General features: G+C 30.8%; 27 protein-coding genes and 1 tRNA gene. 17 read left to right on the top strand and 11 right to left on the bottom strand.

Annotated elements, in window-relative coordinates:
- Positions 1-104 precede the first annotated feature (104 nt).
- From ABNT22_RS17990 to ABNT22_RS17980, 3 genes are read left to right on the top strand one after another with little or no spacing between them, the layout of a single operon-like run.
- Positions 105-515, top strand: a complete 411-nt coding sequence (locus tag ABNT22_RS17990; RefSeq protein ID WP_348718108.1) for a hypothetical protein — start codon at positions 105-107, stop codon at positions 513-515.
- Between the two features lie 60 nt (positions 516-575).
- Positions 576-1307 carry a lysophospholipid acyltransferase family protein gene (locus tag ABNT22_RS17985; protein WP_348718107.1) on the top strand — a complete coding sequence of 244 codons (732 nt, stop codon included), beginning with the start codon at positions 576-578 and terminating at the stop codon, positions 1305-1307.
- A 16-nt stretch (positions 1308-1323) separates the two neighbouring features.
- Positions 1324-2304, top strand: a complete 981-nt coding sequence (locus ABNT22_RS17980) for an acyl-ACP desaturase (protein WP_348718106.1) — start codon at positions 1324-1326, stop codon at positions 2302-2304.
- A gap of 30 nt (positions 2305-2334) precedes the next feature.
- Here ABNT22_RS17980 and ABNT22_RS17975 read toward each other — a convergent pair whose 3' ends face one another.
- Entirely contained in the window at positions 2335-3120 is a 786-nt protein-coding gene (locus ABNT22_RS17975) for an amidohydrolase (RefSeq protein WP_348718105.1), read from the bottom strand.
- A 75-nt stretch (positions 3121-3195) separates the two neighbouring features.
- Here ABNT22_RS17975 and ABNT22_RS17970 point away from each other — a divergent pair, with 75 nt between their 5' ends.
- Positions 3196-5943 (top strand): PD-(D/E)XK nuclease family protein, encoded by a 2748-nt coding sequence (locus tag ABNT22_RS17970; protein ID WP_348718103.1) that lies wholly within the window; start codon positions 3196-3198, stop codon positions 5941-5943.
- A 5-nt stretch (positions 5944-5948) separates the two neighbouring features.
- Here the strand turns inward: ABNT22_RS17970 and ABNT22_RS17965 are convergent.
- From ABNT22_RS17965 to ABNT22_RS17950, 4 genes are all read right to left on the bottom strand, one after another.
- Positions 5949-6022 (bottom strand) — tRNA-Ala (locus ABNT22_RS17965).
- Positions 6023-6206: 184 nt separating this feature from the next.
- The gene (locus ABNT22_RS17960) at positions 6207-6962 is read right to left on the bottom strand and encodes a hypothetical protein (protein ID WP_348718101.1); all 756 of its coding nucleotides are present in this window, start codon (positions 6960-6962) and stop codon (positions 6207-6209) included.
- Positions 6949-7650, bottom strand: a complete 702-nt coding sequence (locus ABNT22_RS17955) for a hypothetical protein (RefSeq protein WP_348718100.1) — start codon at positions 7648-7650, stop codon at positions 6949-6951. The genes ABNT22_RS17960 and ABNT22_RS17955 overlap by 14 nt, the downstream gene beginning before the upstream one ends.
- A gap of 89 nt (positions 7651-7739) precedes the next feature.
- Positions 7740-8162, bottom strand: a complete 423-nt coding sequence (locus ABNT22_RS17950) for a molybdenum cofactor biosynthesis protein MoaE (protein WP_348718099.1) — start codon at positions 8160-8162, stop codon at positions 7740-7742.
- 101 nt (positions 8163-8263) lie between these two features.
- Between ABNT22_RS17950 and ABNT22_RS17945 the strand changes: the two genes are divergently transcribed.
- The 4 genes from ABNT22_RS17945 to ABNT22_RS17930 are packed head-to-tail and all read left to right on the top strand — an operon-like array spanning position 8264 to position 11337.
- The gene (locus tag ABNT22_RS17945) at positions 8264-9451 is read left to right on the top strand and encodes a phosphoglycerate kinase (RefSeq protein WP_348718098.1); all 1188 of its coding nucleotides are present in this window, start codon (positions 8264-8266) and stop codon (positions 9449-9451) included.
- A 1-nt stretch (position 9452) separates the two neighbouring features.
- A complete protein-coding gene (locus ABNT22_RS17940; RefSeq protein ID WP_348718097.1) occupies positions 9453-9950 on the top strand; it encodes a hypothetical protein in 498 nt (165 codons plus the stop codon).
- Complete coding sequence (locus tag ABNT22_RS17935) at positions 9947-10987, top strand: NADP(H)-dependent aldo-keto reductase (RefSeq protein WP_348718096.1); 1041 nt, start codon at positions 9947-9949, stop codon at positions 10985-10987. The genes ABNT22_RS17940 and ABNT22_RS17935 overlap by 4 nt, the downstream gene beginning before the upstream one ends.
- Positions 10987-11337: a c-type cytochrome gene (locus tag ABNT22_RS17930; RefSeq protein WP_348718094.1), complete on the top strand. Its 351-nt coding sequence runs from the start codon at positions 10987-10989 to the stop codon at positions 11335-11337. The genes ABNT22_RS17935 and ABNT22_RS17930 overlap by 1 nt, the downstream gene beginning before the upstream one ends.
- Before the next feature lie 30 nt (positions 11338-11367).
- Here the strand turns inward: ABNT22_RS17930 and ABNT22_RS17925 are convergent, their stop codons facing one another.
- The 3 genes from ABNT22_RS17925 to trpS form a co-directional block, all read right to left on the bottom strand.
- Positions 11368-11673: a DUF6370 family protein gene (locus ABNT22_RS17925; RefSeq protein WP_348718093.1), complete on the bottom strand. Its 306-nt coding sequence runs from the start codon at positions 11671-11673 to the stop codon at positions 11368-11370.
- Between the two features lie 62 nt (positions 11674-11735).
- Positions 11736-11990: a hypothetical protein gene (locus ABNT22_RS17920; RefSeq protein ID WP_348718092.1), complete on the bottom strand. Its 255-nt coding sequence runs from the start codon at positions 11988-11990 to the stop codon at positions 11736-11738.
- Between the two features lie 106 nt (positions 11991-12096).
- On the bottom strand, positions 12097-13065 hold the full coding sequence (gene trpS, locus ABNT22_RS17915; RefSeq protein WP_348718091.1) for a tryptophan--tRNA ligase: 969 nt from the start codon (positions 13063-13065) through the stop codon (positions 12097-12099).
- A gap of 93 nt (positions 13066-13158) precedes the next feature.
- Here trpS and ABNT22_RS17910 point away from each other — a divergent pair, with 93 nt between their 5' ends.
- The 6 genes from ABNT22_RS17910 to ABNT22_RS17885 are packed head-to-tail and all read left to right on the top strand — an operon-like array spanning position 13159 to position 19275.
- Positions 13159-13953, top strand: coding sequence for a lysophospholipid acyltransferase family protein (locus ABNT22_RS17910; RefSeq protein WP_348718090.1), 795 nt, complete (start codon positions 13159-13161; stop codon positions 13951-13953).
- Complete coding sequence (gene trhA, locus ABNT22_RS17905; RefSeq protein ID WP_348718089.1) at positions 13925-14566, top strand: PAQR family membrane homeostasis protein TrhA; 642 nt, start codon at positions 13925-13927, stop codon at positions 14564-14566. Before ABNT22_RS17910 ends, trhA begins: the two co-directional genes overlap by 29 nt.
- Positions 14567-14572: 6 nt before the next feature.
- Entirely contained in the window at positions 14573-15925 is a 1353-nt protein-coding gene (locus ABNT22_RS17900) for a sensor histidine kinase (RefSeq protein ID WP_348718088.1), read from the top strand.
- Positions 15919-16626, top strand: coding sequence for a LytTR family DNA-binding domain-containing protein (locus ABNT22_RS17895; protein ID WP_348718087.1), 708 nt, complete (start codon positions 15919-15921; stop codon positions 16624-16626). Before ABNT22_RS17900 ends, ABNT22_RS17895 begins: the two co-directional genes overlap by 7 nt.
- Positions 16626-17945 (top strand): sensor histidine kinase, encoded by a 1320-nt coding sequence (locus ABNT22_RS17890; RefSeq protein WP_348718086.1) that lies wholly within the window; start codon positions 16626-16628, stop codon positions 17943-17945. Before ABNT22_RS17895 ends, ABNT22_RS17890 begins: the two co-directional genes overlap by 1 nt.
- A 1-nt stretch (position 17946) precedes the next feature.
- Positions 17947-19275: a sensor histidine kinase gene (locus ABNT22_RS17885; RefSeq protein WP_348718085.1), complete on the top strand. Its 1329-nt coding sequence runs from the start codon at positions 17947-17949 to the stop codon at positions 19273-19275.
- Positions 19276-19475: 200 nt separating this feature from the next.
- Here the strand turns inward: ABNT22_RS17885 and ABNT22_RS17880 are convergent, their stop codons facing one another.
- Entirely contained in the window at positions 19476-19946 is a 471-nt protein-coding gene (locus tag ABNT22_RS17880; RefSeq protein WP_348718084.1) for a CYTH domain-containing protein, read from the bottom strand.
- Positions 19947-20041: 95 nt separating this feature from the next.
- Between ABNT22_RS17880 and recO the strand changes: the two genes are divergently transcribed.
- From recO to ABNT22_RS17865, 3 genes are read left to right on the top strand one after another with little or no spacing between them, the layout of a single operon-like run.
- Entirely contained in the window at positions 20042-20764 is a 723-nt protein-coding gene (gene recO / locus ABNT22_RS17875) for a DNA repair protein RecO (protein ID WP_348718083.1), read from the top strand.
- A gap of 3 nt (positions 20765-20767) precedes the next feature.
- Positions 20768-23266, top strand: coding sequence for a TonB-dependent receptor domain-containing protein (locus ABNT22_RS17870; RefSeq protein ID WP_348718082.1), 2499 nt, complete (start codon positions 20768-20770; stop codon positions 23264-23266).
- Positions 23267-23276: 10 nt separating this feature from the next.
- Positions 23277-23546, top strand: coding sequence for a DUF3817 domain-containing protein (locus ABNT22_RS17865; RefSeq protein WP_348718081.1), 270 nt, complete (start codon positions 23277-23279; stop codon positions 23544-23546).
- A 5-nt stretch (positions 23547-23551) separates the two neighbouring features.
- On the opposite strand, the gene ABNT22_RS17860 is transcribed toward ABNT22_RS17865, so the two are convergent.
- Positions 23552-23794, bottom strand: coding sequence for a MoaD/ThiS family protein (locus ABNT22_RS17860; RefSeq protein ID WP_348718080.1), 243 nt, complete (start codon positions 23792-23794; stop codon positions 23552-23554).
- A gap of 9 nt (positions 23795-23803) precedes the next feature.
- Positions 23804-26269 carry a DUF5686 and carboxypeptidase regulatory-like domain-containing protein gene (locus ABNT22_RS17855; RefSeq protein WP_348718079.1) on the bottom strand — a complete coding sequence of 822 codons (2466 nt, stop codon included), beginning with the start codon at positions 26267-26269 and terminating at the stop codon, positions 23804-23806.
- Positions 26270-26330 lie beyond the last annotated feature (61 nt).

The raw sequence follows: 26330 nt of genomic DNA, 5'->3' as shown, positions 1-26330 counted from the left end.
TATTTTTACAAAGAATTTTAAGACAAAAGGAAATTTTCTTTTTCAAAAAAATGTAACACTTTTAAATAACGATCGGTGCATTTATGCACATAAACTAACAAATTATGATAAAAACTTTACACTCTTATTGGGCGTATATAGTATTGGCAGTATTAATATATACAGTTGTTAATGCGGTAATTGGTTTAATTCAAAAGAAAGAATTTACGCATAAAGAATTCCGTTTAGGTTTATTTACATTAATAACAACACACATTCAATTCTTAGTAGGAATCTTAGTATATTTTATGGGAGGTTTTCAAAGAGGCCTTGGAGATATGAAAGATTCAGCAGTACGTTTGTTAGCTTTAGAACACCCATTAATGATGATTTTGGCTATTGCAGCAATAACAATAGGGTGGTCAAAACATAAGAAACAAGTAAAAAGTGAAGCAAAGTTTAAAACCTTTGTTATTTTCTACGGAATAGGTTTATTACTTATATTATCTAGAATTCCTTGGAATAATTGGTTTTAACATCAAATAATAGTCCCGCTTTCGCGGGATTTTTTATTTTTGCCACTTATCAAATTAAAAATGAAAATTTTAAGCTACATTTTATCAACAATATTTGCAATTGTATTCTTTATGCTATTGCTAATCTTTCACCCTATACAATGGCTGGGGCTAAAATTGTTTGGTCAGCAAAAAGGACACCAAAAGGTTGTAGATGTTATGAATTGGTTTTTAATCAAATCATTGTTGATTTTAGGAATACCTGTTCGCGTTAAGAATGAACAAGATTTACCAGAAAATCAAACACTTATTTTTGTGGCAAACCACCAAAGTACATTTGATATTCCACCAATTATTTGGCATTTTAGAAAGCATTATCCAAAATTTGTTTCTAAGAAAGAACTTGGAAAAGGAATTCCAAGTGTATCATTTAATTTACGACATGGAGGAGCAGCTTTGATTGACCGAAAGGATGGAAAACAAGCTTTAGGCGAGTTAGCAAGATTTTCAAAAACAATCAATGAAAAAAAATGGTCTGCGGTGATTTTTCCTGAAGGAACAAGAAGCAGGACGGGAAAACCAAAGCCTTTTGCACCAAATGGTTTAAAAATGCTTTTAAAATACAATCCAGAGGCATTGATAGTTCCTTTAACTATAAACAACTCATGGAAAGTATTTAAATATGGGAAATTTCCATTAGGATTGTTCAGCCCTATTAAAATTACAACTCACCCACCAATAAAGGCAAGTACATTGCCGTTTAATGATTTAATTGCTACTGTTGAAGAAACAATCACAAAATCGATTAAATAACCCTTAAATATATAGTATGTCTATACAAAACATCCGAAAGGAGGTGATGCAAACGCTGGAGAAAAATATTGACAGTTTTGTAGACAAGTTTTTAGTGCCAATTGAAAAAATTTGGCAACCAACCGATTTTTTACCAAATTCTCAAAAAGATACCTTTATAGATGAAGTAAAAGAAATCCAAGAAATATCTAAAGAATTAGATGATGATTTTTGGGTGGTATTAGTTGGAGATACCATTACAGAAGAAGCATTGCCAACCTATGAATCTTGGTTGCTTGATTTAGATGGAGTAACACAACAGCCAGATAATGGTTGGGCAAAATGGATACGAGCGTGGACCGCTGAAGAAAACCGTCATGGAGACGTGTTAAATAAGTATTTATATTTGTCAGGAAGAGTAAATATGAGAGAAGTCGAAATTTCTACTCAGCATTTAATAGCCGATGGTTTCGATATTGGTACTGCTACAGATCCATACAAGAATTTTGTGTATACAAGTTTTCAAGAATTAGCTACGTACATTTCACATTTAAATGTTGCTAAAATAGCTAAGAAAAAAGGCCATAAAGCTTTAGCTAAAATGTCACGTATTATCGCTGGAGATGAAATGCGTCACCATTTAGCATATACAGAGTTTGTAAAAGAAATCTTTAAGATTGATCCGAGTGAAATGATGTTGGCTTTTCAGCATATGATGAAGCATAAAATTGTAATGCCAGCCATGCATTTAAGAGAATCTTTTGAAGCTAAAGGAAGTTTGTTTGATGACTTTTCTACCGTTGCACAAAGAATAGGTGTGTATACAGGATTTGATTATGTTGATATTTTAAAGAAGTTAAACAATGCTTGGGAAATAGATAAGATAACTAATTTAACTCCAGAAGCAGAAAAGGCGCGTGATTATTTAATGAAATTACCAGACAGAATGTATCGAATTACAGAAAGGATTGTAGTTCCTGATACAAAATTTAATTTCAAGTGGATGATACCAGCATAAAATAAAAAAGCGACTTTTAAAGTCGCTTTTTTATTGAAGTGTAAATGGATCTTTGTCTTCCAAAAATTGAAACCTAGTTCTGGTTTCATTTTGTTTTTCTTTATCTAAAGTAACTACCAATACAGTTTCCTCACCATCATTATTTTTTGCTATGCAATTCCCTAGGGTATCATAACAAACTGTGTTACCAGTATATTGATAATCGTTGCCATCTACTCCTACTCTATTAACACCAATCGTGAAACTCATGTTTTCAATAGCTCGGGCTTTTAACAAGCTATCCCATGCTTCAATTCTAGGTTTAGGCCAGCTAGCAACATATAATAGTAAGTCATAATTCTCAACATTTCTAGCCCAAACAGGAAAACGTAAATCATAACAAATGAGAGGACATATTTTCCAGCCTTGATAGTTTACCATCAACTTTTCTTTCCCAGCAGTGTATACTTTATCTTCTCCTGCTAAGGTAAAAGTGTGCTTCTTATTATAGTATTCAATTTTACCAGAAGGATGTATAAATAATAATCGATTATAATATTGATCGTTTTCGATAATTACAATACTACCTGTAATAGCACATCGTTTTTCCTCTGCCAGTTCTTGCATCCAATGAACTGTTTCACCCTGCATCGTTTCAGCAATTTTTTTCGGATTCATTGAAAAGCCTGTAGTAAACATTTCAGGTAGTACTATTAGGTCTATTTCTTCTGAAATAGCAGCTATTTTTCTTTTAAATTGCTCTCTGTTTTTATCAGGACTTTCCCAAACTAAATCAGATTGTATTAATGCTATTTTTAACTGATTATTATTTTTCAAAATTTATAAAAATGAATAGTTGTGTTTATCAAAAGTAAGATAAATATTGTACTTTGGACTTAAGAAAGTGACCCTATGCAATCTTTTATCTCTGAAACTTTAGACACTATTTTACAAACTACAGAAACCTTTGAAAATGTTGTTTTTGTATTACCTTCTCAACGTGCAGGAGTATTTGTAAAGAACACTTTTAAGAACAAGATTTCAGCAGGTTTTTTACCAGAAATTATCAATATTGGCGATTTTGTTGAAGATATTTCTGGATTTAAAAAGATAGATTCAGTTCAATTATTGTTTCATTTTTATACGATTTATAAAAATCAAGAGGCAACACCTGATTCTTTCGATAAATTTTCTTCTTGGGCTTTTACAGTAATACAAGATTTTAATGAACTTGATCAGCATTTAATTAATACACGAGAAATTTTCGTGTATTTAAGAGATATTCATCGTTTAAGAAAATGGTCTGTAAAAGGAAGTTTTCAGGAAACTGAATTGATGAAAGATCATTTTGCTTTTATGGAAAAGCTCAATAGTTTGTACAATGAATTGTATGCTTTTCTAGTAAAAGAAAAAACAGGGTATCAAGGTGTTTTATATAGGGAAGCTACAAAACATGTAGAAACATATCTTGATCAGAATCAGCATAAGAAGTATTTTTTTATTGGTTTTAATGCGTTAAACGCTGCTGAAGAGTTATTATTTCAGCGTTTTTTAGAAGTGGGTACTTCAGAAGTATTTTGGGATATTGATAAAACTTTTTATGAAAGTAATCATCAAGCAGGTAGCTTCTTAAGAAAGTATAAAACCACTTGGAAGTATTATCAAAAACACCCTATGCAAACGGTTGCAAACTACTTTAGTCAACCAAAAAAGATTGAAGTAATTGGAGCAGCTAAAAACATTACACAAGCAAAATATGCAGGAGAATTATTATCTAAACTCTCAAGTCATAATAATTCGGCATTGGTATTGGCAGATGAATCGTTATTGCCTATTACTTTGAACTCATTACCTTCAAATGTAAATTCAATAAATATTACAATGGGGTATCCCTTGAGAGATGTTCCTACAACAAGTTTATTATTTGCGGTATTTCAATTATTTATCAACCAAGAAAAATTGCAGAAAGAAGATGCTTTTTATCATAAAGATGTTGTTCGATTATTGAAACATCCGCTACTGTTTAAAATTTTAACCTTAGAAGATCAGTTTTTATCAGATATTATTGCTGAAAGCATCGCTAAGAATAACAATACCTTTGTAAAGAAAGAATTAATAACCTCTTTTCTAGGTACGCTTTCAGAGGAACGTAAAAAAGTAGTATCCACATTATTTGATGCATTTGTCTCCGTAGAAGATTTTATTGATAGAATTTTGCATCTGATTTTATTGTTAAAAACAGAAGTAAACGAATTAGAAAAAGAGTATTTGTTTCGTTTTTACACAGCCTTTAATCAGTTACAAACTTTACAAGTAACCCATAAATATATTCAAGACTTAAAAACATTACAGCAGTTTTTTAGACAATTAATACAGTCAGAAAGTCTATCGTTTCAAGGAGAACCATTGCAAGGATTACAATTAATGGGAGTGCTTGAAACACGTGTGTTAGATTTTGAAAATGTCATTATTACTTCGGTTAATGAAGGAGTATTACCAGGGAATCATCAACAAAACACATTTATTCCTTTTGATGTCAAGATTGAATTTGGATTGCCAACTTACAGAGAGAAAGACGCGCTGTTTTCGTATCACTTTTTCAGATTGCTGCAAAGGGCGAAGAACATATACTTGCTGTACAATACAGAACATGACGTTTTCGGAAGTGGTGAGAAAAGTCGTTTTGTAACACAATTACAAATGATGCGGGATGATGTTGTAGAAAGAACCATAAGTCCGCAAGTACAAACAACACCAGTAACATTAAAAGAAGTAAAAAAGAATGATTTAGTTTTTGAAAGGTTAAAAGAAATAGCTTCTAAAGGAATCTCTCCATCGGCATTAACCAATTATTTATACAATCCGATTGCATTTTATAAGCAGAAGATTTTAAAAATTAATGAGTTTGACAATGTAGAAGAAACAGTGGCAGCAAATACGATGGGAACGGTTGTGCATGATACATTAGAAGAATTGTACCAACCTTATTTGGGAAAGTATTTGTCAGTAGATGATGTTACAGCCATGCAACAAAAAACAAAAGAGTTAATTGTGTACTTCTTTTCTAAGCACTTTAAGAATGGTGATATATCAACGGGTAAAAATAGATTGGTTTTTGAAGTAGCAAATCGTTTCGTACATAATTTTTTAGTACAAGAAAAAAAGCTAGTTCAAGATGAAAATAATGCGTTAAAAGTAATTGCTACAGAACAAGAGTTAGCTGCAGAAATAAACATAGAAGGAATCAATCATCCAGTGAAAATAAAAGGAATAGTGGATAGAATAGATGAGCTCAATGGAGTTACTAGGATTATCGATTATAAAACAGGAATGGTAGATACCACGAACTTAAAAGTTCTTGATTTTGAAATAATTCGTGAACTGAAATACCATAAAGCCATACAAGTAATGTTGTATGCATACTTATACACTCAAAACACCCAATTCAATTTTGAAAAAGAGTTGCATGCAGGAATCTATTCTTTCAAAAATCTAAAAAAAGGGTTCTTGTCCATGAACTTTTCTTCAAACTATCGATCACCAGACCCATTAATCACTCAAGAAAAATTAGAAGAGTTTATGAATGAAATAAGAGTTATTATTAAAGAAATTTACAATCCTGAAATTGCTTTTATAGAACCAGCAGATTTGCCGTATTAAAAAAGTGGAGCATATCGGAGTCGAACCGATGACCTTTTGACTGCCAGTCAAACGCTCTAGCCAACTGAGCTAATGCCCCAATGTTTTTTAATACTGTATTTTCTGAAATTTTTAATTATTGATTTATGGTAAAAAATTAGTTACAAACAGATGTAAATTATTATATTAAGAATAGAACAACTAGAACAAAAAACAACTATTGATTGTTTAGTAATTGACCAGAGTTTTATAGGTTTTTATCCTTTAATTTTTTTTGATTAAAATTAATCTTCAGATTTTTTCTTTGAATCGATTAATTTAATTAGTTTTTTTAATGAAGATTTTACTTTGTCTGAATTACTTTTATTAATCATTAATTCAGCCTTTTTTCTCATTTTACCATAATTAGCTTCTGGATAAAGTTTAATTAACTTGGTGAAATATTTATCTATTCCCTTTGCTAATTTAGCTTTACCTTCATTAGAATATGCTTTTTCTTCATTTATTTCATCCAAATAAATTATATAATTATTGATAAGAGTTTTAACATTTGAATTGATATTGTCTTTAACAATATGAGAATTAGGATCATCTGCACTTTCTTTAATTTCATCATTACCTAGTTTAAAGTAATCTAATTGTAAACCTAATCCAAAATGCCATACCGCAAGTTTTTCAATATCATAGATGTATTTATCTTTACGGTCTATGGCTTGATAAATTTGATGCATGTCTTTCCAGTGTTTGAAGAACTCAGTAGCAACTTTATTTCTATGTTTAAGACCTAATTCATTATCACCTAGAACTACTTTGTAGTTTTGTTCATCAGTTAATTTCTCTACAATAATCCTTTCTTCAGGATTACTAAAAGTAGGTTTCTTTTCATCATCTTCATATCCGAAACGTAATTTTAGAATAACTTTGTCATAGTCGTTTATATCCCAATACCTTTTGTCTAGAGGAAATTCATGTTTCTCTGTCTTACAGTTTGTTAAAATAAGACTAACAACAGCTAAGAAGATGTATTTAATTTTTCTCATCAATATTAATTTTTGGTTTTTGATATTTGGTGAGCAAAGTTAATAAACTATCTACTTCTTTTTCATACCTTTTTTGTTCACTATAAACGTAGCTATGGAATGTGTCATAATCATATTTCTTTTGATATAGTCTTTCTTTGGCTTTTATATCTTCAATAATTTCCTCAATTTTATTTTTATCAAAAGTTTTTAGTTTAGAAATTCTTTCTTTTGCTTTTCGAGTAAATAGCTCCGTTATTTTAAAGTGGTATTTTTCATGAGTTAATAATTCGGAGCTATTTGTATTCTTCTTGTAAACAAAAGAGCGTGAAGGGTGGAATAATGATTTGATTGTTATTGTATTATCATCAATATCAGTATCAATGGTAGTCACAACGTATGCAAATCGTTTATTTCCATATATTGATTTTTTAAACAATTCTAAACCCCTGAAATTTTTAAATGATATTTGATTATATCTATCAAAAGTTATAGGTTTTTCATAATCTAAGAAGTTGATGTGGGTTAAAATTGCAATTAAGAGAGTACAGAAAAACAATATTGATAAACTGTATTTTAGATAAAGCATCAATTTTTTCAATACTCGTTTATTTTCTTCTTTATGTTTTTTTAAAACCACATAGATTTGGTAAAATAGAGGTGAGAAATAAACTGTTAGTATTAATCCAATAATTAATAAATCGTTCATTGTTTAGTGCAATCAGTATAGTCTTTTTATTTCCAAATCTTTGTTTTTAATGCTCAAGCAACTGAGCTAATGCCCCAGTTATAAAATCATTATGGGTGTGCATTCACCCAAACCTCCCCATCTTCAAAAAACTCTTTTTTCCAAATAGGAACTGTTTCTTTCAAAGTGTCTATGGCATATTGACAAGCCTCAAAAGCAGCATTTCTATGCGGAGCAGATACCGTTATAATTACAGGGATATCACCAATTTGAAGAGAACCTATAGCATGGTGAATAGCTATTTTTTCAACAGCAAACTTTTCAAGAGCAACATCCGCTATTTTTTGCATTTCCTTGATAGCCATAGGTACATAACTGCTAAAATCTAATTGTGTTACTGTTTTATTTTGGGTAGCGTTTCTAACGGTACCAACAAAAGGAACAATACCACCACAATTATCTTCGCTTACAAAATCTATACATTCTTGTAAACTAAGTTTTTCTTCGGTTATTTTTATAGAAGTTCGTGTCATAAACTTTAACAAATATATAAGTTTAAAAGCGCAAAAAGAATAGAAATCAATATGATATAAATAATTATTTTTGTGATTAAAAAATAAAGAACACAACATAGATGAAAACTTTAAACGATTTTAACTTCGAAAATAAAAAAGCATTAATAAGAGTAGATTTTAATGTACCATTAAACGATGAATTTCAAGTAACAGATGCTACTAGAATTCAAGCTGCAAAACCAACTATTATTAAAGTTTTGGAAGATGGAGGAAGTTGTGTGTTAATGTCGCATTTAGGAAGACCAAAAGGAGTTGAAGATAAATTTTCATTAGGTCATATTGCCGATAAAGTAAGCGAAGTGATTGGAGTACAAGTAAAGTTTGTAAATGGTTGTATTGGAGAGAATGTTGCTGAAGCGGTTGAAAACTTACAACCAGGGGAAATTTTATTGCTTGAAAACTTACGTTTTCATGGAGAAGAAAAAGCAGGAGATGTAACTTTTGCAGAACAACTTTCTCAATGGGGAGATGTTTATGTTAACGATGCTTTTGGTACGGCGCATAGAGCACATGCTTCAACTGCAGTGATAGCACAATTTTTTGAAGGAAATAAGTGTTTTGGAAGTTTATTAGCAAAAGAAATAGAAAGTATTGATAAGGTTTTAAATGACTCTGAAAAACCTGTTACTGCAATTTTAGGAGGAGCTAAAGTATCTTCTAAAATTGGTATTGTAGAAAATATTATTGAAAAAGTAGATCATATTATTATTGGAGGAGGTATGACTTTCACTTTTGTAAAAGCATTAGGAGGAAGTATTGGTAATTCTTTAGTAGAAGACGATAAGATGCAATTAGCTTTAGATATTTTAAAGTTAGCAGAAGAAAAGAATACAAAAATTCATTTACCAGTAGATGCGGTAATTGCAGATGACTTTTCAAATGATGCAAATACACAAACAGTAGATACCAAAGAAATTCCTGATGGTTGGATGGGGTTAGATGTTGGTCCAAAAACGTCAGAGAACTTTGCGCAAGTAATTGCAGCATCTAAAACTATTTTATGGAACGGACCTTTAGGAGTTTTTGAAATGGAAAACTTCTCAAAAGGAACAATTGAGTTAGGAAATGCAATTGCAGAAGCTACCGCTAATGGAGCATTTTCTTTAGTTGGAGGAGGAGATTCTGTGGCAGCTGTAAAACAATTTGGATTTGGAGAAAAGGTGAGTTATGTTTCTACAGGTGGTGGTGCGATGTTAGAGAGCTTAGAAGGAAAAACATTGCCAGGTATTGAAGCTATATTAAAGTAAGATGAGATTATTTTTTCTATTTTTTTCAATTCTTTTTCTGAGTTGTACCGAAAATAAAGATTCCATTAGTATTGAAGGAAATTGGTACATTGGGGATTTAGCAACTGATGAAAATGAATTTAGGGAAGGGAATGAGAATTTTGTTTATCAAGAATTATATATAAATAAAAGTCAATTTTTTCATTTTAAAAGTATAATTGGTTTTAGAAAACCGTACTATTACAAAATAGAAAATGACACATTATTTCTTCGAGGTAATAAGAATGAAGATTTTGAATCTATTGGTAAATTAACTTTTAATAAAAAAGGTTTCTCTGTTATTAATAAAGAAGGACCATTAAATTTCTTCAGATTACAAAATGTAGATAATACGTTAGATAAATTTATTAAGAAAAAAGATAATTCTTATTTCTTTGAGCAAAAAGGAACAAAGTATACTCAAGGTTTTTTAGATAGAAAAAATGAATACTATACTAAACTGAAATCAAAAAGAAGATGAAATATACAACCCTACCAACTACAGATATTAAAGTTTCTAAGATTTGTTTAGGAACGATGACTTGGGGTCGTCAAAACACCGAAGCAGATGGACATGAACAGATGGATTATGCGCTAGAACGTGGTGTGAATTTTTGGGATACTGCAGAATTATATTCAGTACCAGCAACTCCAGAAACATATGGAGCTACAGAAAAAATCATTGGAAACTGGTTTAAGAAAACCGGAAAAAGAGATCAAGTAGTGTTGGCTTCTAAAATTGCTGGAGGAGGTGATTATACGGCTCATATTCGTTCAGGTAAGTTTGGAAGAAAGAATATTACCGAAGCTATAGAAGGGAGCTTAAAACGCTTACAAACGGATTATATTGACTTATATCAATTACATTGGCCAGATCGTGGAGTGAATTGTTTTGGAATACGAGATTATCCTTATAAAACATCTACAAAAGAAGCTGAAAACCATTTAGAGATTTTAGAAACCTTGAATGATTTTGTAAAACAAGGAAAAATAAAACATGTTGGTTTGTCAAATGAAACTCCATGGGGAACTATGAAGTATTTACAAACAGCTAAAGACCACAATTTACCAAGAATGGTAACCATTCAAAATTCGTACTCGTTGATTCATAGAGGATATGAAGTAGGAATGAGTGAAGTATCGATGAGAGAAAATGTTGGTTTGTTAGCATATTCTCCTTTAGCACAAGGAGTGTTGTCTGGAAAATATTTAAATGGAGGACAACCAGAAGGAGCAAGAGGAACCTTATTTCCTCGTTTTATAGCTCGATATATGACAGATGGAGCTCAAAAAGCAGTGGCGGAATACCTGAAGATTGCAGAGAAACATGGATTAACTTTAACGCAATTATCATTAGCTTATATCAATCAGTTACCGTTTGTAACGAGTAATATTATCGGAGCTACAAAAATGAGTCAGTTAAAAGAGAATATAGATTCTATAAATATTGAATTATCTCACGATATTTTAAAAGAAATAGAAGCAGTGCATGCGGCTATTCCTAATCCAGCTCCTTAATGAGGATTGGTAATAAAATATTTATTTCCTATTTGATTGTAGCCCTTACTTTAGGGTTTGTTGTTTTATATGATTCTAAAGTATTTAAAGAAGAAATAGCCTATTGTGCTGTTCAAGATTTTGGAGAAGGATTAGTAGATGAGGAAAAAATTAGAGAAGGTAAAAAACTTTTTAAATCCTTATGTGCTAGCTGTCATAAATTAAATAAAAAATTAGTGGGCCCTGCTTTGGGTGGTTTAGAAATGGATTCTGTGAGATTATACAAATATCTCATATCAAAAAAACATACACCAACTTTTCCACAATTGACTCAGGAAAATATTATTGAAATATTAAAATATACCAAATAAAAAACTCCAATGAATTTTCACCGGAGTTTTTTATTTTATCACTTCAAAAGAAGTAACTTTAAACATATTTTTTTCAATGGTTCCTGTTATTTTGGCTTTTCTAATAACATTGCAAAAACCAATCTTTTTATCATGCGCATCACCATAATCATCAATATGTGCTCCTTCTACAAAATAGGCTTTATCATCAATTTTTATGGCTAAATCGCATCCCATTTGCGTTTTTAAATCGAATTGACATTGTCCGCAAGAAGCTTCTACAATTTGTTCTTTGTATTGTGTCTTTGTACAAGCTACCATACCAAATAAGGCAATAAGTAAAATTAGTTTTTTCATGTTACAAAAATAAAAAGCCAAAGTATATACTTTGGCTTTTTGGTTATTAAAGTTTTATCATCTTAACTTTCTTCTTCTCCAACTTCTTCTGCTTGTGTTGTTACTGAACCGGTAGAAGCGTTTCCATATACTGGAGTTTCGTTTCTTAAAATATCAATAACTCTAGCAAAGTTACTAGAAGTCATGTATGGAGTTTCTTGTCTTTTACCCTGAAAAGTAGTGAAATAAAATTTTCCTAAATCAATTTTTGGATCCCATACAGCTTGGTAACTTTTTAATTTCGTCCAGCCCGTGGTTCCTTGCGCATGATGTGGCATAGTATTAAAGTTTAATGGTTAGAACCACAAAACTAGCTATTCGTACCGCTTTTTTAGGTTGTATATTTCCTGTTTTTAATCAGGTAAATTATCGTATTTAAGAGGGTTAATACCCTACTTTTTCACGAACTCTCTGTAAAACATCTTTAGCAACAGTTCGTGCTTTTTCAGCTCCTACGGCCAAAGCATCGTCAATTTCATGTCTATTTTCCATATAATGGTTGTATTTAGCACGAACGTCAGCAAACTTTTCCAAAATCAACTCATATAATGCTTGTTTAGCATGTCCATAACCATATCCTCCATTTTCATAATTTGCGCGCATTTCAGCAATTTGGTCATCTGAAGCTAAGAGTTTGTACAAAGCAAATACATTATCAGTATCTGGGTCTTTTGGCTCTTCTAAAGCTTTACTATCGGTTTGAATACCCATAATTTGCTTACGTAGCTTTTTTTCTGGTAAGAAAATATCAATAAAATTATTTCTTGATTTACTCATTTTCTCCCCATCAGTTCCTGGAACTAATTTAGTTTCTTCGTTGATCTTTTCTTTTGGTGGGATTAATGTATCTCCAACAACATTGTTTAATCTATTGGCAACATCACGAGTCATTTCTAAATGTTGTAATTGATCCTTTCCTACAGGTACAATTTCAGCATCATACAATAAAATATCAGCCGCCATTAGCATAGGGTAGGTAAATAAACCAGAGTTTACATCAGATAACCTATCGGCTTTATCCTTAAAACTATGTGCTAAGGTTAAACGTTGGTATGGAAAGAAACAGCTTAAATACCAAGTCAATTCTGTAACTTCAGGAATATCACTTTGTCTGTAAAAAACTGTTTTGTTAATATCTATTCCACAAGCAAGCCAAGTTGCAGCAGTACTATAGGTGTTCTCTCTTAATTGCTTTCCATCTTTAATTTGAGTTAAAGAGTGCATATCTGCAATAAATAAAAACGATTCATTATTAGGGTCATTTGCCATTTCAATAGCAGGTATAATTGCTCCTAATAAATTCCCTAAGTGTGGGGTTCCTGTACTTTGTACTCCAGTTAAAATTCTTGGCATTGTTACTTATAATTTAAGAATAAACTTTTTTAGTTAGGAGGCAAAAGTAATGTTTAAATTCATCAAACAAAAGAAATTACTACATTCGCATATATGATAAAGTATATACTATTCCCTTTACGACTCATTTGGAGAATTTGGTTTTATGTTTTAATAATAGTCACAGTGCTATTAATGTCTCCATTTGTATTAGTGTTGTTATCTGATGAGAAATATTACGGAACTTTTTGGAAATTAATGAGAACATGGTCTTATGTGTTGATATATGGAATGGGGTTTCGCTTGAAAGCAGATATACAAGAAGAATTAGTACAAGGTAAAAGTTATATGTTTATTGCAAATCATGCATCATTATTAGATCCGTGGATTATGATAGCGCTGAGTAAAAACCCAATTTTATTTGTTGGGAAAAAAGAATTAGTAAAACTGCCAATTTTTGGTTATTTTTATAAGAGAGCTGTGGTAATGGTTGATAGAAAAGACCCTAAGAGTAGAAAAGCAGTATATACAAGAGTAAAAAAGCGATTAGATGACGGGTTGAGTATAGCTATTTTTCCAGAGGGATTGGTTCCAACAGAAAATGTGGTATTAGCACCATTTACCAATGGGGCATTTAGTTTATCAATTGAATATCAAATGTCAATTGTACCACAGATTTATTACGACGCCAAGCGATTGTTTTCATGGGACTTCTTTAAAGGGCGCCCTGGTACTTTTAGAGTGAAACAAAAAGAGTTTATTGAAACGAAAGGCTTAAGTATGGAAGACAAAGATAGTTTGAAAAAGAAAACTTTTGATTTGGTATACAATGAGTTAATTAATGATGAATTGTATATGGAAGATACTAACAGACCGAATAATGAGCGAGAATTTAAATCACCGTTATAGTGATAAAGAAGAAAGGTTAAATGTTGTGACCCATGGATTTGGAATGTTCATGAGTGTTATAGGATTCTTTTTTTTAATTTCTAAATCTTCTGCATATTCAGGATTCTGGAATAAAGCAAGTTTTGTTATTTATGGTATAAGTATGATTGTGCTTTATGCAGCTTCTACTTTTTATCATGCAGCTAAAAACCCTTCTTTAAGAAGGAAACTAAATATTTTTGACCATGCAGCGATATATGTTCTTATAGCTGGAAGCTATTCTCCATTTTGTATTGTGGTATTAAATAATACTTTTGGTTGGTACATGTTTTTGTTTGTTTGGTTTTGCGCATTGTTAGGAGTAATCTTAAAGCTATTCTTTACAGGACGTTTTGATAAAATCTCTACTGCTTTGTATTTATTAATGGGATGGCAAGTAATGTTCTTTATCAAACCAATTATGAATAACTTGCCAATGGAAGGGTTGTATTATTTGCTTGCTGGTGGAATTGCTTATACGCTAGGAGCTATTCTGTATTCCATTAGTAGAATTCCTTATAACCATGCTGTTTTTCATGTATTTGTACTTCTTGGAAGCTTTTTTCACTTTGTAACAATATTTTTCTATATTTAGAAAAGTATGCTACTTGATATAAACTCACTGTTTTATTCTTGGATTCGAGGAGGAATTTTTCTTCTGCTATTATATCATTTTGTTTTTTATTTAAAACATAAGGAAGAGGTATATAAATACTATTCAATTTATCTTTTTGGAATTTTGATTTTTCTGATCAAGGATGTATTTGAGCAGAAGTACATGATACGTATTTATGAATATTTGGTTTTTTCAATTCAATTCATAGCATTTTCATTTTATATTCATTTTACAAGGAAATTATTAAGTACAGAGGAATACTACCCTAAATGGAATAGAGCCGCTATAAAGGTTTCTAAAATCTTGTTGCTTGTGGCAATTTTGTTGCTTGTTGTTCAATCGATTTTCGGATTTGAAATACAAAAGCAAGTACTTTTTTATGGAGCTCCTTTTTTATCTATAGTTTTAATAGGGGCATTGGCCTATGTAGAAATTATAAAAACAAAGGCAGGAATTTATTCTTTAATAGGGTCATTAGTGTTAATCTTGGGAGCCAATATTACAGCCATAAAAATTATTAAGGGACCGCTGTTTTTATTTGATGCAAAAGTGCATAGCATGTTTTACTTTTTTATAGGAATATTGATTCAAACAGTTATTTATGCTTTTTTGATTGCAGATGTTTTAAAGAAGATAGAAGTAGAAAAGTCACGAATAGAACTTAATTTACATAAAAAATCATCACAGTTGTATGAGTTAAAAATGACGGCATTTAAGAATAAAATGAATCCACATTTTCTGTTTAATTCATTAAATTCCATTAATAATTATGTAATTCAAAACAAACAGGAAGAAGCTACTAAATATATTGCGAAATTTTCAACTCTCATAAGAAAGGTACTTCAAACAACAGATGAAGTATATATTTCATTAGCAGAAGAATTACGCATTTCAGAGTTGTATATTAACATAGAATTAGCTAGATTGAGAAATAATTTCTCATATCAAATAAATATTGAAAAAACTATTGATATTGAGAATGTAAAAGTTGTTCCACTGTACTTACAACCTTTCGTTGAAAATGCTATTTGGCATGGATTGAGTATACAAGATGGTGAGAAGAACTTAATTATAAATATTAAAGAAAAAGATAATTCTGTTGTAACAGAAATTATCGATAACGGCATTGGATTTACAGAGTCTTTACAAAGAAAAAAGACACAAGGAATTCAACGTAAGTCCTTTGGAATACAAACAGTAAAAGATAGATTAAATTTAATTTATACCCCCCATAATATTTCTATAGAGATTAATGAAGTTAATGAGAAGGAAGGTAAAGGAACAATAGTTACCATTACTTTTCCTAAGGAAAAAAGTAAAATTAAAGGTATATGTTAAAAATCGTAATTGTAGACGATGAAAAAGATGCGCTCGAAGCTCTTGAATGGAAAATTAAAAAATGTATTAATGAAGAGGTTGCAATAACCAAATGTAGTTCTCCTATTATTGCAGTGGAGTTAGTTAAGGAATTAAATCCACATCTTGTTTTTTTGGATATCCAAATGCCAGAAATGGATGGGTTTTCGTTTATTGAAAAATTTAGTAATAGAAGTTTTGAGGTTATTTTTACTACTGCCTATGATGAGTATGGTATAAAAGCAGTAAAAGCAAAGGCCCTTGATTATTTATTAAAGCCTATTGATATTGATGAACTGACCTTGGCCATGATCAAACTAAAAAAGATCTTAAAAGGAAAAGTTCTTGAGGAAGTCCCAGCAAAAATAAACATTCAAGCAGATGGTAAGGTATACTTAATACCTAAAGAAGATGTGTTGTATTTAAAATCTGATAAAAGTTACACAACCATCAATTTAACTAGCGGAAAAAACATTATTGCAACAAAAACTTTAAAAGAGGTTCAAAAAAAGTTTATTTGTCCAGAGTTTGTAAGAGTCCATAATTCATATGTAGTAAACCTAAATTATGTTATTGAATATAATAAGGGAGCAAATGAATTAACTTTAAACGATGGAACTATAGTGGCCGTAAGCCGAAGTAAAAAAAATGATGTAATCAATGCCTTGAACATAGATAAATAATGCTTACAGATATTAATTCGACATTTTATTCTTGGATCAGAGGAGGTGTTTTTTTATTACTAGTAAGCAATTTTGTAATTTTTTTAAAGAATCGAGAAAGCCTTGTTAAATATTTCTCTTTGTATCTATTAGGTATTTTTATTTACTTACTGAAAGGAACAATTCACAATAGTTTTTTTCAGAGTGTTTTTGAATTGACCAATGTTACATTGTGCGCTTTTTCCTGTGGATTTTATTTGAATTTTATTCGAGTTCTTCATAATTCAAAAGAAGAATATCCGCAATTTGATAGAGTAGCGAAATCCTTCAAAAATCAGTTGTTTATATTAGGAGTTTTGTTTTTGGTAGTAAACTTACTCTTTGGGTATGATTTTCTATTAAAAACACTGGTTTATGTTGTTCCCATATATGTGACCGTAGTTATTGTTGTACTTGCTAAAACGAAAATAATTGTAGATAACGAGGGAGTATACTCGTTAGTAGCTTCATGGTTCTTTTTTGCAATGGTTATCATTACCGTGTTGAAAGATTATGGTAAAATGGAATTTTTAAATAGTTTAGAACTACATCCTATGTTTTTTGTATTTGTAGGAATTATAGTACAAACTATAATTTACACCTTTTTAATAGCTGATACAATACAACGGGTTTCATATGAAAAAAACTCCATTGAGCTTAACTTAGCAAGAAAAACAGCGCAATTGTATGAATTGAAAATGACAGCTTTTAAAAATCAATTGAACCCTCATTTTTTATTCAATTCGCTTAATTCAATTAATAATTATGTAATTCAGAACAAGAAAGAATTAGCTTCAGACTATATAACCAAGTTTGCTAAACTGATTAGAAAAGTACTACAAACGACAGAAGAAGTAACAATTTCTTTAGAAGAAGAACTAAAAACAGCAGAACTCTATATTAAATTAGAACAGTCGAGATTAAGAAATTCCTTCCATTATAAAATTTTTATAGAAGATTCAATAAAAGTTAATCAAATAGGGGTGGTACCATTGTTTACACAACCCTTTATTGAAAATTCAATATGGCATGGGTTGAGTTTAAAGCAAGATGGAGAATTATTAATTAATGTATTAGATAGGGAAGATTTAATTCTTGTAGAAGTAATAGATAATGGTTCAGGGTTGAGTAATAAATCTAAAAAAACTAAAGAACATAAATCTTATGGAATAGATACGGTAAAGAACAGAATGAATTTGGTCTATGGAGAAGAAAATGTGAGAATTTTTATTACTGATTTAGCAGACAGAGATGAGTTGAAGGGAACAAAAGTAACAATCCTATTCCCTAAAACAATATAACATGGAACTCTTAGATATTACATCAGCTTTTTATTCATGGATACGAGGAGGATTGCTGGTTTTGTTTGTCTATCACTTTGTTATTTATCTTCAAAATAAAGATAATGTACATAAGTACTACAGTATCTATTTGTTTTGTTTGACTGTATATGTTATCAGAGATGCTTTTACCAATCCTGTTGTACAACATTATTACGAGTATATAAGTTTTTCCATTCAATACATGGGATATGCATATTTCGTTGCTTTTTGTAGAAGTTTGGTCAATTGTAAGAAGTACTTCCCAAAGTTAGATAAGAATGCAAAAATACTCTCGTATGTTTTGCTTGCTTTTTCTTTTACGCTTGTTTTGGTTCAGTATTTTTTTGGGTATGAAGTTCAAAAAAAAGTAGTCGCTTACTCGGTTCCATTATCTTCATTTTGTGCGTTTTATGTATTTTATATTCTTTCCAAAAGAAAAACTCGACAAGTAAAATACTTGCTTGTTGGTGCTGTATTGTTTTTAATTTTTGCAAATATTAGTTCTATTAAAATGATTAGAGGAGAGTTCTATTTAATAGATTTTAAAGTGCATAGAATGTTCTATTATTTTGTTGGAGCAATTATTCAGAGTACTATTTATGCAATTCTAATAGGAAATTATTTTAAAGAAATTTTTGAGAAAAAACGAGAAGCAGAAATTAGTTTGTTAACACAAAGTAATCAAATTTCTGAATTAAAGATGATAGCTTTAAAGAGTCAAATGAATCCACATTTTTTATTCAACTCTCTTAATTCAATAAATAACTATGTAATTCAGAATAAAGTAGATGAAGCGTCTAATTATATTACTAAGTTTTCTTCTTTAGTTAGAAAGGTTTTACAAGCTACAAATGAAAATACAATTTCTTTGGAAGAAGAACTACAGATTATTGCAATTTATGTAAAGCTGGAACAAATGAGATTAAAAGGGAATTTTACAGTAAATCAAACAATTGATAAAACAATACCCTTAAACAAAGTTAGAGTAGTTCCGTTGTTTATGCAGCCTTTTATCGAGAATGCTATTTGGCACGGGTTAAGTCTTAAAAAAGGTGATAAAAAACTAAGCATCAATATTACAAGGAAAACGGATAATATAGAAGTAAGTATTAAAGATAATGGTATTGGAATAAGAGCAAGTAAGAATAGAAAATCTGCGAACCCTGTTAAGAGGAAGTCCTATGGAATCAATATCGTTAAAGAACGAATGCGATTAATGTATGGAGATAATTATGATGTAGTTATAGAAGAAATTTCATGTGATAATGAAACGGGAACCCTTGTAGTTATTAGATTTCCATTAGATTAAGAAAACCGAAAATTGCTAAATCAGTGTAATTTATTAAGAGATTACTACCAAATATTAAAAGTATACAACTTGCGTTATAAGCCTGCGTATATTTGAACTATGTTTTAAGGGGGAATAACCTGAGAATAAATCTGTGGGGGGCTAACTCAGGTTGTTAAAAAAAGGAGGTTAAAAGTTTTACTTTTAACCTTTTTTTTATGTTACCATTTTAAAAATGGTTTTTTACTTAAATTAGAATTATAATATTTTTCAATACCAGTAACTTCTTTACCTAGCCAAGTAGGTTTTGAAAAATTCTCGTATTCGTTTGAAAGTTCTACTTCCGCTACAATTAGTCCTTCGTTTTCACCTAAAAAAACATCCACTTCGTATAAGTGACTTTTTAAAGGAATCAAATATCTGTGTTTTTCTATGACACCTTTTTCACACAAACTAAGTAAACTTTTGGCTTCGTCTAAACTTATTTCTTTTTCCCACTCAAAACGACTTGTTCCACTTTCATTTGAAGGACCCTTTATGGTTAAAAAACCATCATCATTTTTAATGCGAACCCGAACAACTCTATTTTTATCAGAGTTTAAAAATCCTTGTTTAATATAATCTTTCTTGATTGCTTCTTCTTCAAAAGCATTTGAAAGCACTAAAAACTTTCTCTCAATCTCTAAAGCCATATCTTAAATAAATGAAATTTGTACGAAAGTATCATTTTTTATCAATAACAATTAAATACCTTTGAACAAAAATCAGTTAAAAGAATTTGTAATTAATGTCTGTAATAACATCTAAAGCTATTGTTTTAAGTGCCATAAAATATGGCGATACAAGTTTAATAGTTAAATGTTTTACAGAACTAGAAGGAGTAAAAACGTACTTGATTAAAGGCGTACTTAAGTCTAAGAAAGGAAAGTTTAAACCATCATATTTTCAACCACTTACTCAAATTCTAATAACAGCAAATAATTATTCAAAAGGAACACTTTTTACATTAAAAGAAGTTCAAGTTGTCCAGCCATATACTACCATTCACACTTCTGTAGTAAAACAAACTATTGTAATGTTTTTGTCTGAGGTTTTAGCAAACATCATTCAAGAAGAGGAAGAGAACTCCGCATTATATGTGTATGTTGAAACAGCACTTATTTGGCTTGATACACATTCGGAAGTGGCTAATTTTCATTTATTGTTTCTTTTAAACTTGTCTCGTTTCTTAGGGTTTTATCCAGATGTGTCAGAAAAGGAGAAGTCTGGGTTTAGTTTAATTGATGGTTGTTTTATTGATGCTGGATACGAAAAGTTAGTGATTTCAGGAGAGAAACTTTTACTCTTTAAAAGCCTGTTAGGCATAAATTTTGATGCCATAAACACAATTTCTTACAATAAGCAAGAAAGACAAGTAATACTTCAGGTGATAATTCAGTATTTTGAATTACATTTGGAAGGTTTTAGAAAACCAAAATCATTAGCAGTATTAGAAACGGTGTTTAGTTAGTATATGAGGCAGTCGATCACTTTATTTTTTTTATTTTTAATAACGCAAGTTTTTTCACAAACCCTTACTGTAATTGATGGTGAAACAGGGAAACCAATTGAAACAGTAACTGTTTTTAATAAAGATAAATCAAAATCAGGAATTACAAACGCTAAGGGTGTTGTGGATATTTCAGGATTTAAAGCAAATGAGATACTAATCTTTTCACACGTAGCATATGCCGAATTACATGCTAAAAAATCGACTTTAAGTCAAAACAATTTTGAAATATACCTATCTAAAAACTCAGAACAACTTGACGAGGTAGTTGTTTCGGTATTTAAAAACAAAGAGAAAGCCAATAGAATTGCAGAGCAAATTGCTGTGATTTCGGCTAAAGATATTGAAAGAGTATCACCGCAAACATCGGCAGATTTACTGGCAGGTGTTCCTGGTATAAAAATTCAAAAATCTCAATTTGGAGGAGGTAGCCCTATTCTTAGGGGGATGGAAAGTAATAGAGTGCTTTTAGTTGTGGATGGAGTAAGAATGAATAATGCTATTTATAGAAAAGGACATTTACAAAATTCAATAACAGTAGCTCCCAATATGCTAGATAGAACCGAAGTTGTTTTTGGCCCTTCATCTGTTATTTATGGCTCTGATGCTTTGGGAGGAGTAATTCATTATTATACGAAGACTCCAAAATTATCAGACAAAGGAAATGTAAAAGGAAATACGTTTCTAAGATATAGTTCAGCAAACAATGAAGTTACCAATGTAGCATCTGTTGAGCTAGGATTTAAAAAGTGGGCCTCATTTACTAGTGTTTCACATAGTAACTTTGGAGATTTAAGAATGGGAAAAAACCGATCTCATGGTTTTGATGATTGGGGAAAGGTGTATTCGTACTCAGAAAATGTTAATGGAAACTATGTTGAAACACCAACCGTAAATCCAAATCCTAATTTACAGCGAAACACAGGTTATAGTCAAACAGATGTTTTACAAAAATTTTATGTTCCGTTATCTAAGAGTACAGATTTTAAGTTGAATTTTCAATATTCAACATCATCTGATATACCTCGTTTTGATAGACTTACTGAGACCAAAGATGGAAGTCTAAAATTTGCTGAGTGGTATTACGGCCCACAGCAAAGATTGCTAATATCACCTCAATTAGAAATTAATCCAAAAAAGAAGTGGATGGAAAGAGGTACAATTACATTGGCCTACCAGAACATTAAAGAGAGTCGTATTCAACGTAAATTTGGAAGCTTAGAAAGATCTTATAGAAAGGAAGAAGTAGATGTGTTTAGTATTAATGGAGATTTTTCTGTTCCATTAGCAAAAAAACGAAATTTAGGATATGGATTTGAAGTAGCTTATAATGATGTGAACTCTAATTCTTTTGGAAGAACATTGAGAATCAGAGACAATGAAATTATAGGTTTCGGTAACAATTTTACCGTACAGTCGAGATATCCTGACGGAGGAAGTAGTTATTTGAGTTCAGCATTTTATCTTGATTATAGGCAAGATATTAATAGTAAATCTACTTTGAATACAGGGCTTAGAGGTACTCATACAGTGTTAAAAGCTAGGTGGGTTGATGAAACATTTATTAATATTCCTCAAAATGATATTCGATTAGATAATCAATCAATCACTGCAACAGTAGGGTATGTATATAAACCTACCAAAAATTGGCAAATTAATGGAGTGGTTTCATCTGGATTCAGATCTCCAAATATTGATGATGTTGGTAAAATTAGAGAAAAAGCTGGGCGACTTACCGTACCAAATACTAGTTTGGGGCCAGAGTTTGCTTATAACTTTGAAGTAGGACTTCAAAAGTATTTTAACAATAGGAAATTTCGTCTAGGAATTAACGCTTACGCTACCATTTTAGATCAAAATATTACTCGAGTACCGTTTGATTTTTTCGGGTTAACCTCTGTTGAGTATGATGGAGAAACTTTTGAAACCTCTGAAGGAGAAATTTTAAGTAATTATAATAGAGGAAGAGCTTATATTACTGGGTTTACGGCAAGTTATGAAGGGAAGTTGTTTAAAAACTGGAGAACTTCTGGATCCGTAACCTATACCAAAGGAAATACTATTAGTATTGGAGATAGAGAAGATATTCCTGATGAGCCTTTATCTTCAATTCCACCGTTGTTCGGACGTTTTGAATTGAACTATACCAAAGATAAATTTGAAGGAGGTGCTAATTTAGTGTTTAACGCAAAAAAGGATATTACCGATTATAATTTAACAGAAGGAATTGATAATCATGAGCAAACTCCAATTGTAAACCCAAATGCAACAGAAGATATTAATAAATACTACGGAACACCTGCTTGGTTTACTGTAGGAATATATGGTAAATATCAAGTAAACAAGAACATTGCGTTACAGGCACAAATTCAAAATATATTTGACGAACATTATAAAGAATTTGCTTCAGGAGTTTCAGCTGCAGGACGTAATATTTCAATATCTTTACAAACCAATTTTTAAGTCAAAAAAAATGATCAATATTTTTAAACTAGTAAGCTGGTTAGAAGGAATATCTTATATTTTATTATTATTTGTAGCAGTACCAATTAAATACTTGTATAACAATCCTGAATATGTAAAAATGCTAGGAATGCCACATGGTATTTTGTTTGTAGCATACATAGCGCTAGCCGTAATGTTAAAAATGGAATTAAAATGGGATAATAAATCCTTCGGAATGGTATGTTTATTATCTATACTTCCTTTCGGAACTTTTTTTGTAGGTAAATATTTAAAGTAGAAATACTACCCTCCACTTACAGGTGGAATAATAGCAACGACATCATTTTCTTTTAATAAAACGGTATCATTAGCGTATGCTTCATTAACAGCGATAGCATAAGAATTAAGCTGAGATAAGGTTGAGAATTGCTCGTTTAAAAAAGTTTTAAAAGAAGCAATATTAGTATTATTAGGAACTTCAAGAGTTATCTCTGAAGTTCCTAATAAATCTGTGGCAGCACCAAAAAGTAATAAGGTTATATTCATATAACAAAATTACAACTTTATTCCAAAAACAACTCTGTTTTCACTTTGTCCGTTAAAGTTAGAGCGGACAAAATCTACACGTAGAAATCGCCATTTTCCAAAACCTACATTATCCAAACCAACAGAATACTCACTATAAGGTTTGTTACCTCCGGTAAATAGACCTTTGGCACCTGTAACTAGGTGAAAGTTTAATTTATTTATCAAAGGAATTTTACTTAATAAGGCACCCTTGAAATTATATTCACCGTGTAATTCACCAAATTTGTCATTTGAACTTAATTGGTAATATGGTAAGGCTAAAAATCCAGTTAAATAGTTACTGTTTGGAGCAATTAGCAAACGATTTCCATTAAAGTGAGCATAATCCATAAAAGGAATATCTTTTTGTTCTAAGAACATTCCTCCTTTCGCTCTATATTGAAATTGTCCCCAATTTCCCATTGAAATATTTTGATACAATTGAGAGTACACTAAATCAGAATTCCATTCGCTATTTTCAGATCCAAAGTTTTTACGATACCCAATGTATAAAGAAGGGTATTTGTTATTTCCTATATTGAATTTACTGTCTGGATAGGACAGGTATTTTTGACCAAACACAATATTTGCTCCAATATTAAAACTCCACATGGTATGTGGGGTAAAAGAACTTGTGAAATTTGATGGGTCTTGTGGATTGTTCGAAGTATATGCAACATCACTTTTAGGAAACATTACATAATCGGTAGTATTAAATAGAGGTTTTCTATCTGCGTACTCTAGTGAACCATTTAATCGAATACCATTAGTAACTTCTTGTGAGTATGAAACTTTAGCAAAGTTTTTTTCATATATTTTCATGTAATTTCTTTCAAAGAGAACAGAACTAATTGTATTCCAAAACTTAGAGATAGGTCGTTTCGCGTCAAATTGCGCTACAGTATTACCTCCAGAAATATTTAAGATAGGTCTTGTTGTATTATTCCACTTATAAAAAAAGTACCCCGTAGGTCTAATCTCCTTATCTGAAAGTCCATAATTAACATTAGCACCAAATCCCATGCTTTTTCCTTTTTTATTGAGTGTTTTATAGTAGCTTCCGCCTATAGAAGTGTTCCATCCTTGTACAGTATTGAAACTAATATCCTCTATTGGAGAAGAGATGTTTAAAGACCATTTATCATAAGAATTTCTATAAGAGTACCCCGTAAGAATATCTAAAAGACGAAACTTATTCCTCTTAGTGTCTACTGAGTCTAAGTACTTTTTAGATTTTCTAATAGCTTTAATACTGTCTTTTAACTTATAATCAGAAACCTCTTCTTTGGTTAGGGCTACAGGTCGTATTTTATTCCAATATACGCTGTCTTTTTCTGTTGCGTTTTCAGCAAAAGATAAAATCTCACTACCAAAAGAGTTTGTTGTAAAATTTGGGGTAAAATTATAATTAGAATATGCTGCAGAGAAACGTCCGTTAAAATTAAACCCGAACATTCCAGCTTTAAAATCTATGGTTTGCGTTACTGGTACCCAAGCTTTATTCTTAGATGAAAAATTGTAGTTTTGTTTAATGTTTAAGGAGTCTATCATAGGCATGCTAACTTGATTTCCCGTAACAATTACATCAGCTCCATAAATAGCCCAATCATCTTCAACAATATAAATAAAACCGCTAAAAACACGGTCATTTTTTCGTTTTGGTAGTAATTCAATTTTATTAATCAAGTTGCCATTTTTGTCATAAAAAGTACCAACAAGTTTATAGTTGTAGTAACCAAAAGCACCATTAGCAATAGGAGAAACCATTTGGGCTTCCGCTAGGTTAAAAGAGTTTTCGTAGAAGTTAAAGTTAACTTCTTCTGCCTGATTAAAACTGATACCATTATCGCTTCCAGAAACTTTAGAAGCAATGATGTGTTCTTTAAAGTTTTTCGGCTTTTTTTGAAAGGAAATTTTAGAAATAGTTTCTGAAAGATATACAATCCCACTTCTTGTAGAGTCTAATCCACCTCCCATATCACCAATCTCTTGCCCTAGGAATTTTTTAGGAAGATTTTTTACTTTAAATAAGCCTCGAGAATAAAAATCTGCTTTGTACTGAGCAAACTTATCTGTGTTTTTCTTCTTATTAGCGATGGTATTTCTAATAATTTTATTGGCTGGATTTTCTGTTGAAGAAACCAGTACTTCATCTAATGCAACTTCCTCTTCCGAAAGTTGAACATTTAATTCAAAAGGAAAGGATTGAATGTCAACCGTTTTTTTTACAGTTTTATACCCTAAGATTTGAAAAACAATGGTGTGTTTTCCTTTTGTACTAAGAGAGAGTTCATAGTCTCCATTATCATTTGAAGTTGTACCTGTTATAGAATTTTGTAAATAAACACTTACAAAAGACAAAGGTTTTTTGTTGTTAGATGTTATTTTTCCTCGTATTTGAGAAAAAGAAACAACGGAAAATGCTAAAAATAATAGCGTAATGTTTTTTTTCATAGTTGGTTATAATTGAAATCTAGAACAAACATAGATGAAGTAGATTCCTGTTTATGTTTAA

Source organism: Tenacibaculum sp. 190130A14a, assembly GCF_964048965.1.
In the GTDB taxonomy this organism is placed as follows: Bacteria; Bacteroidota; Bacteroidia; order Flavobacteriales; family Flavobacteriaceae; genus Polaribacter; species Polaribacter polynesiense.
This window is presented reverse-complemented; position numbering and strand designations above follow the sequence as displayed.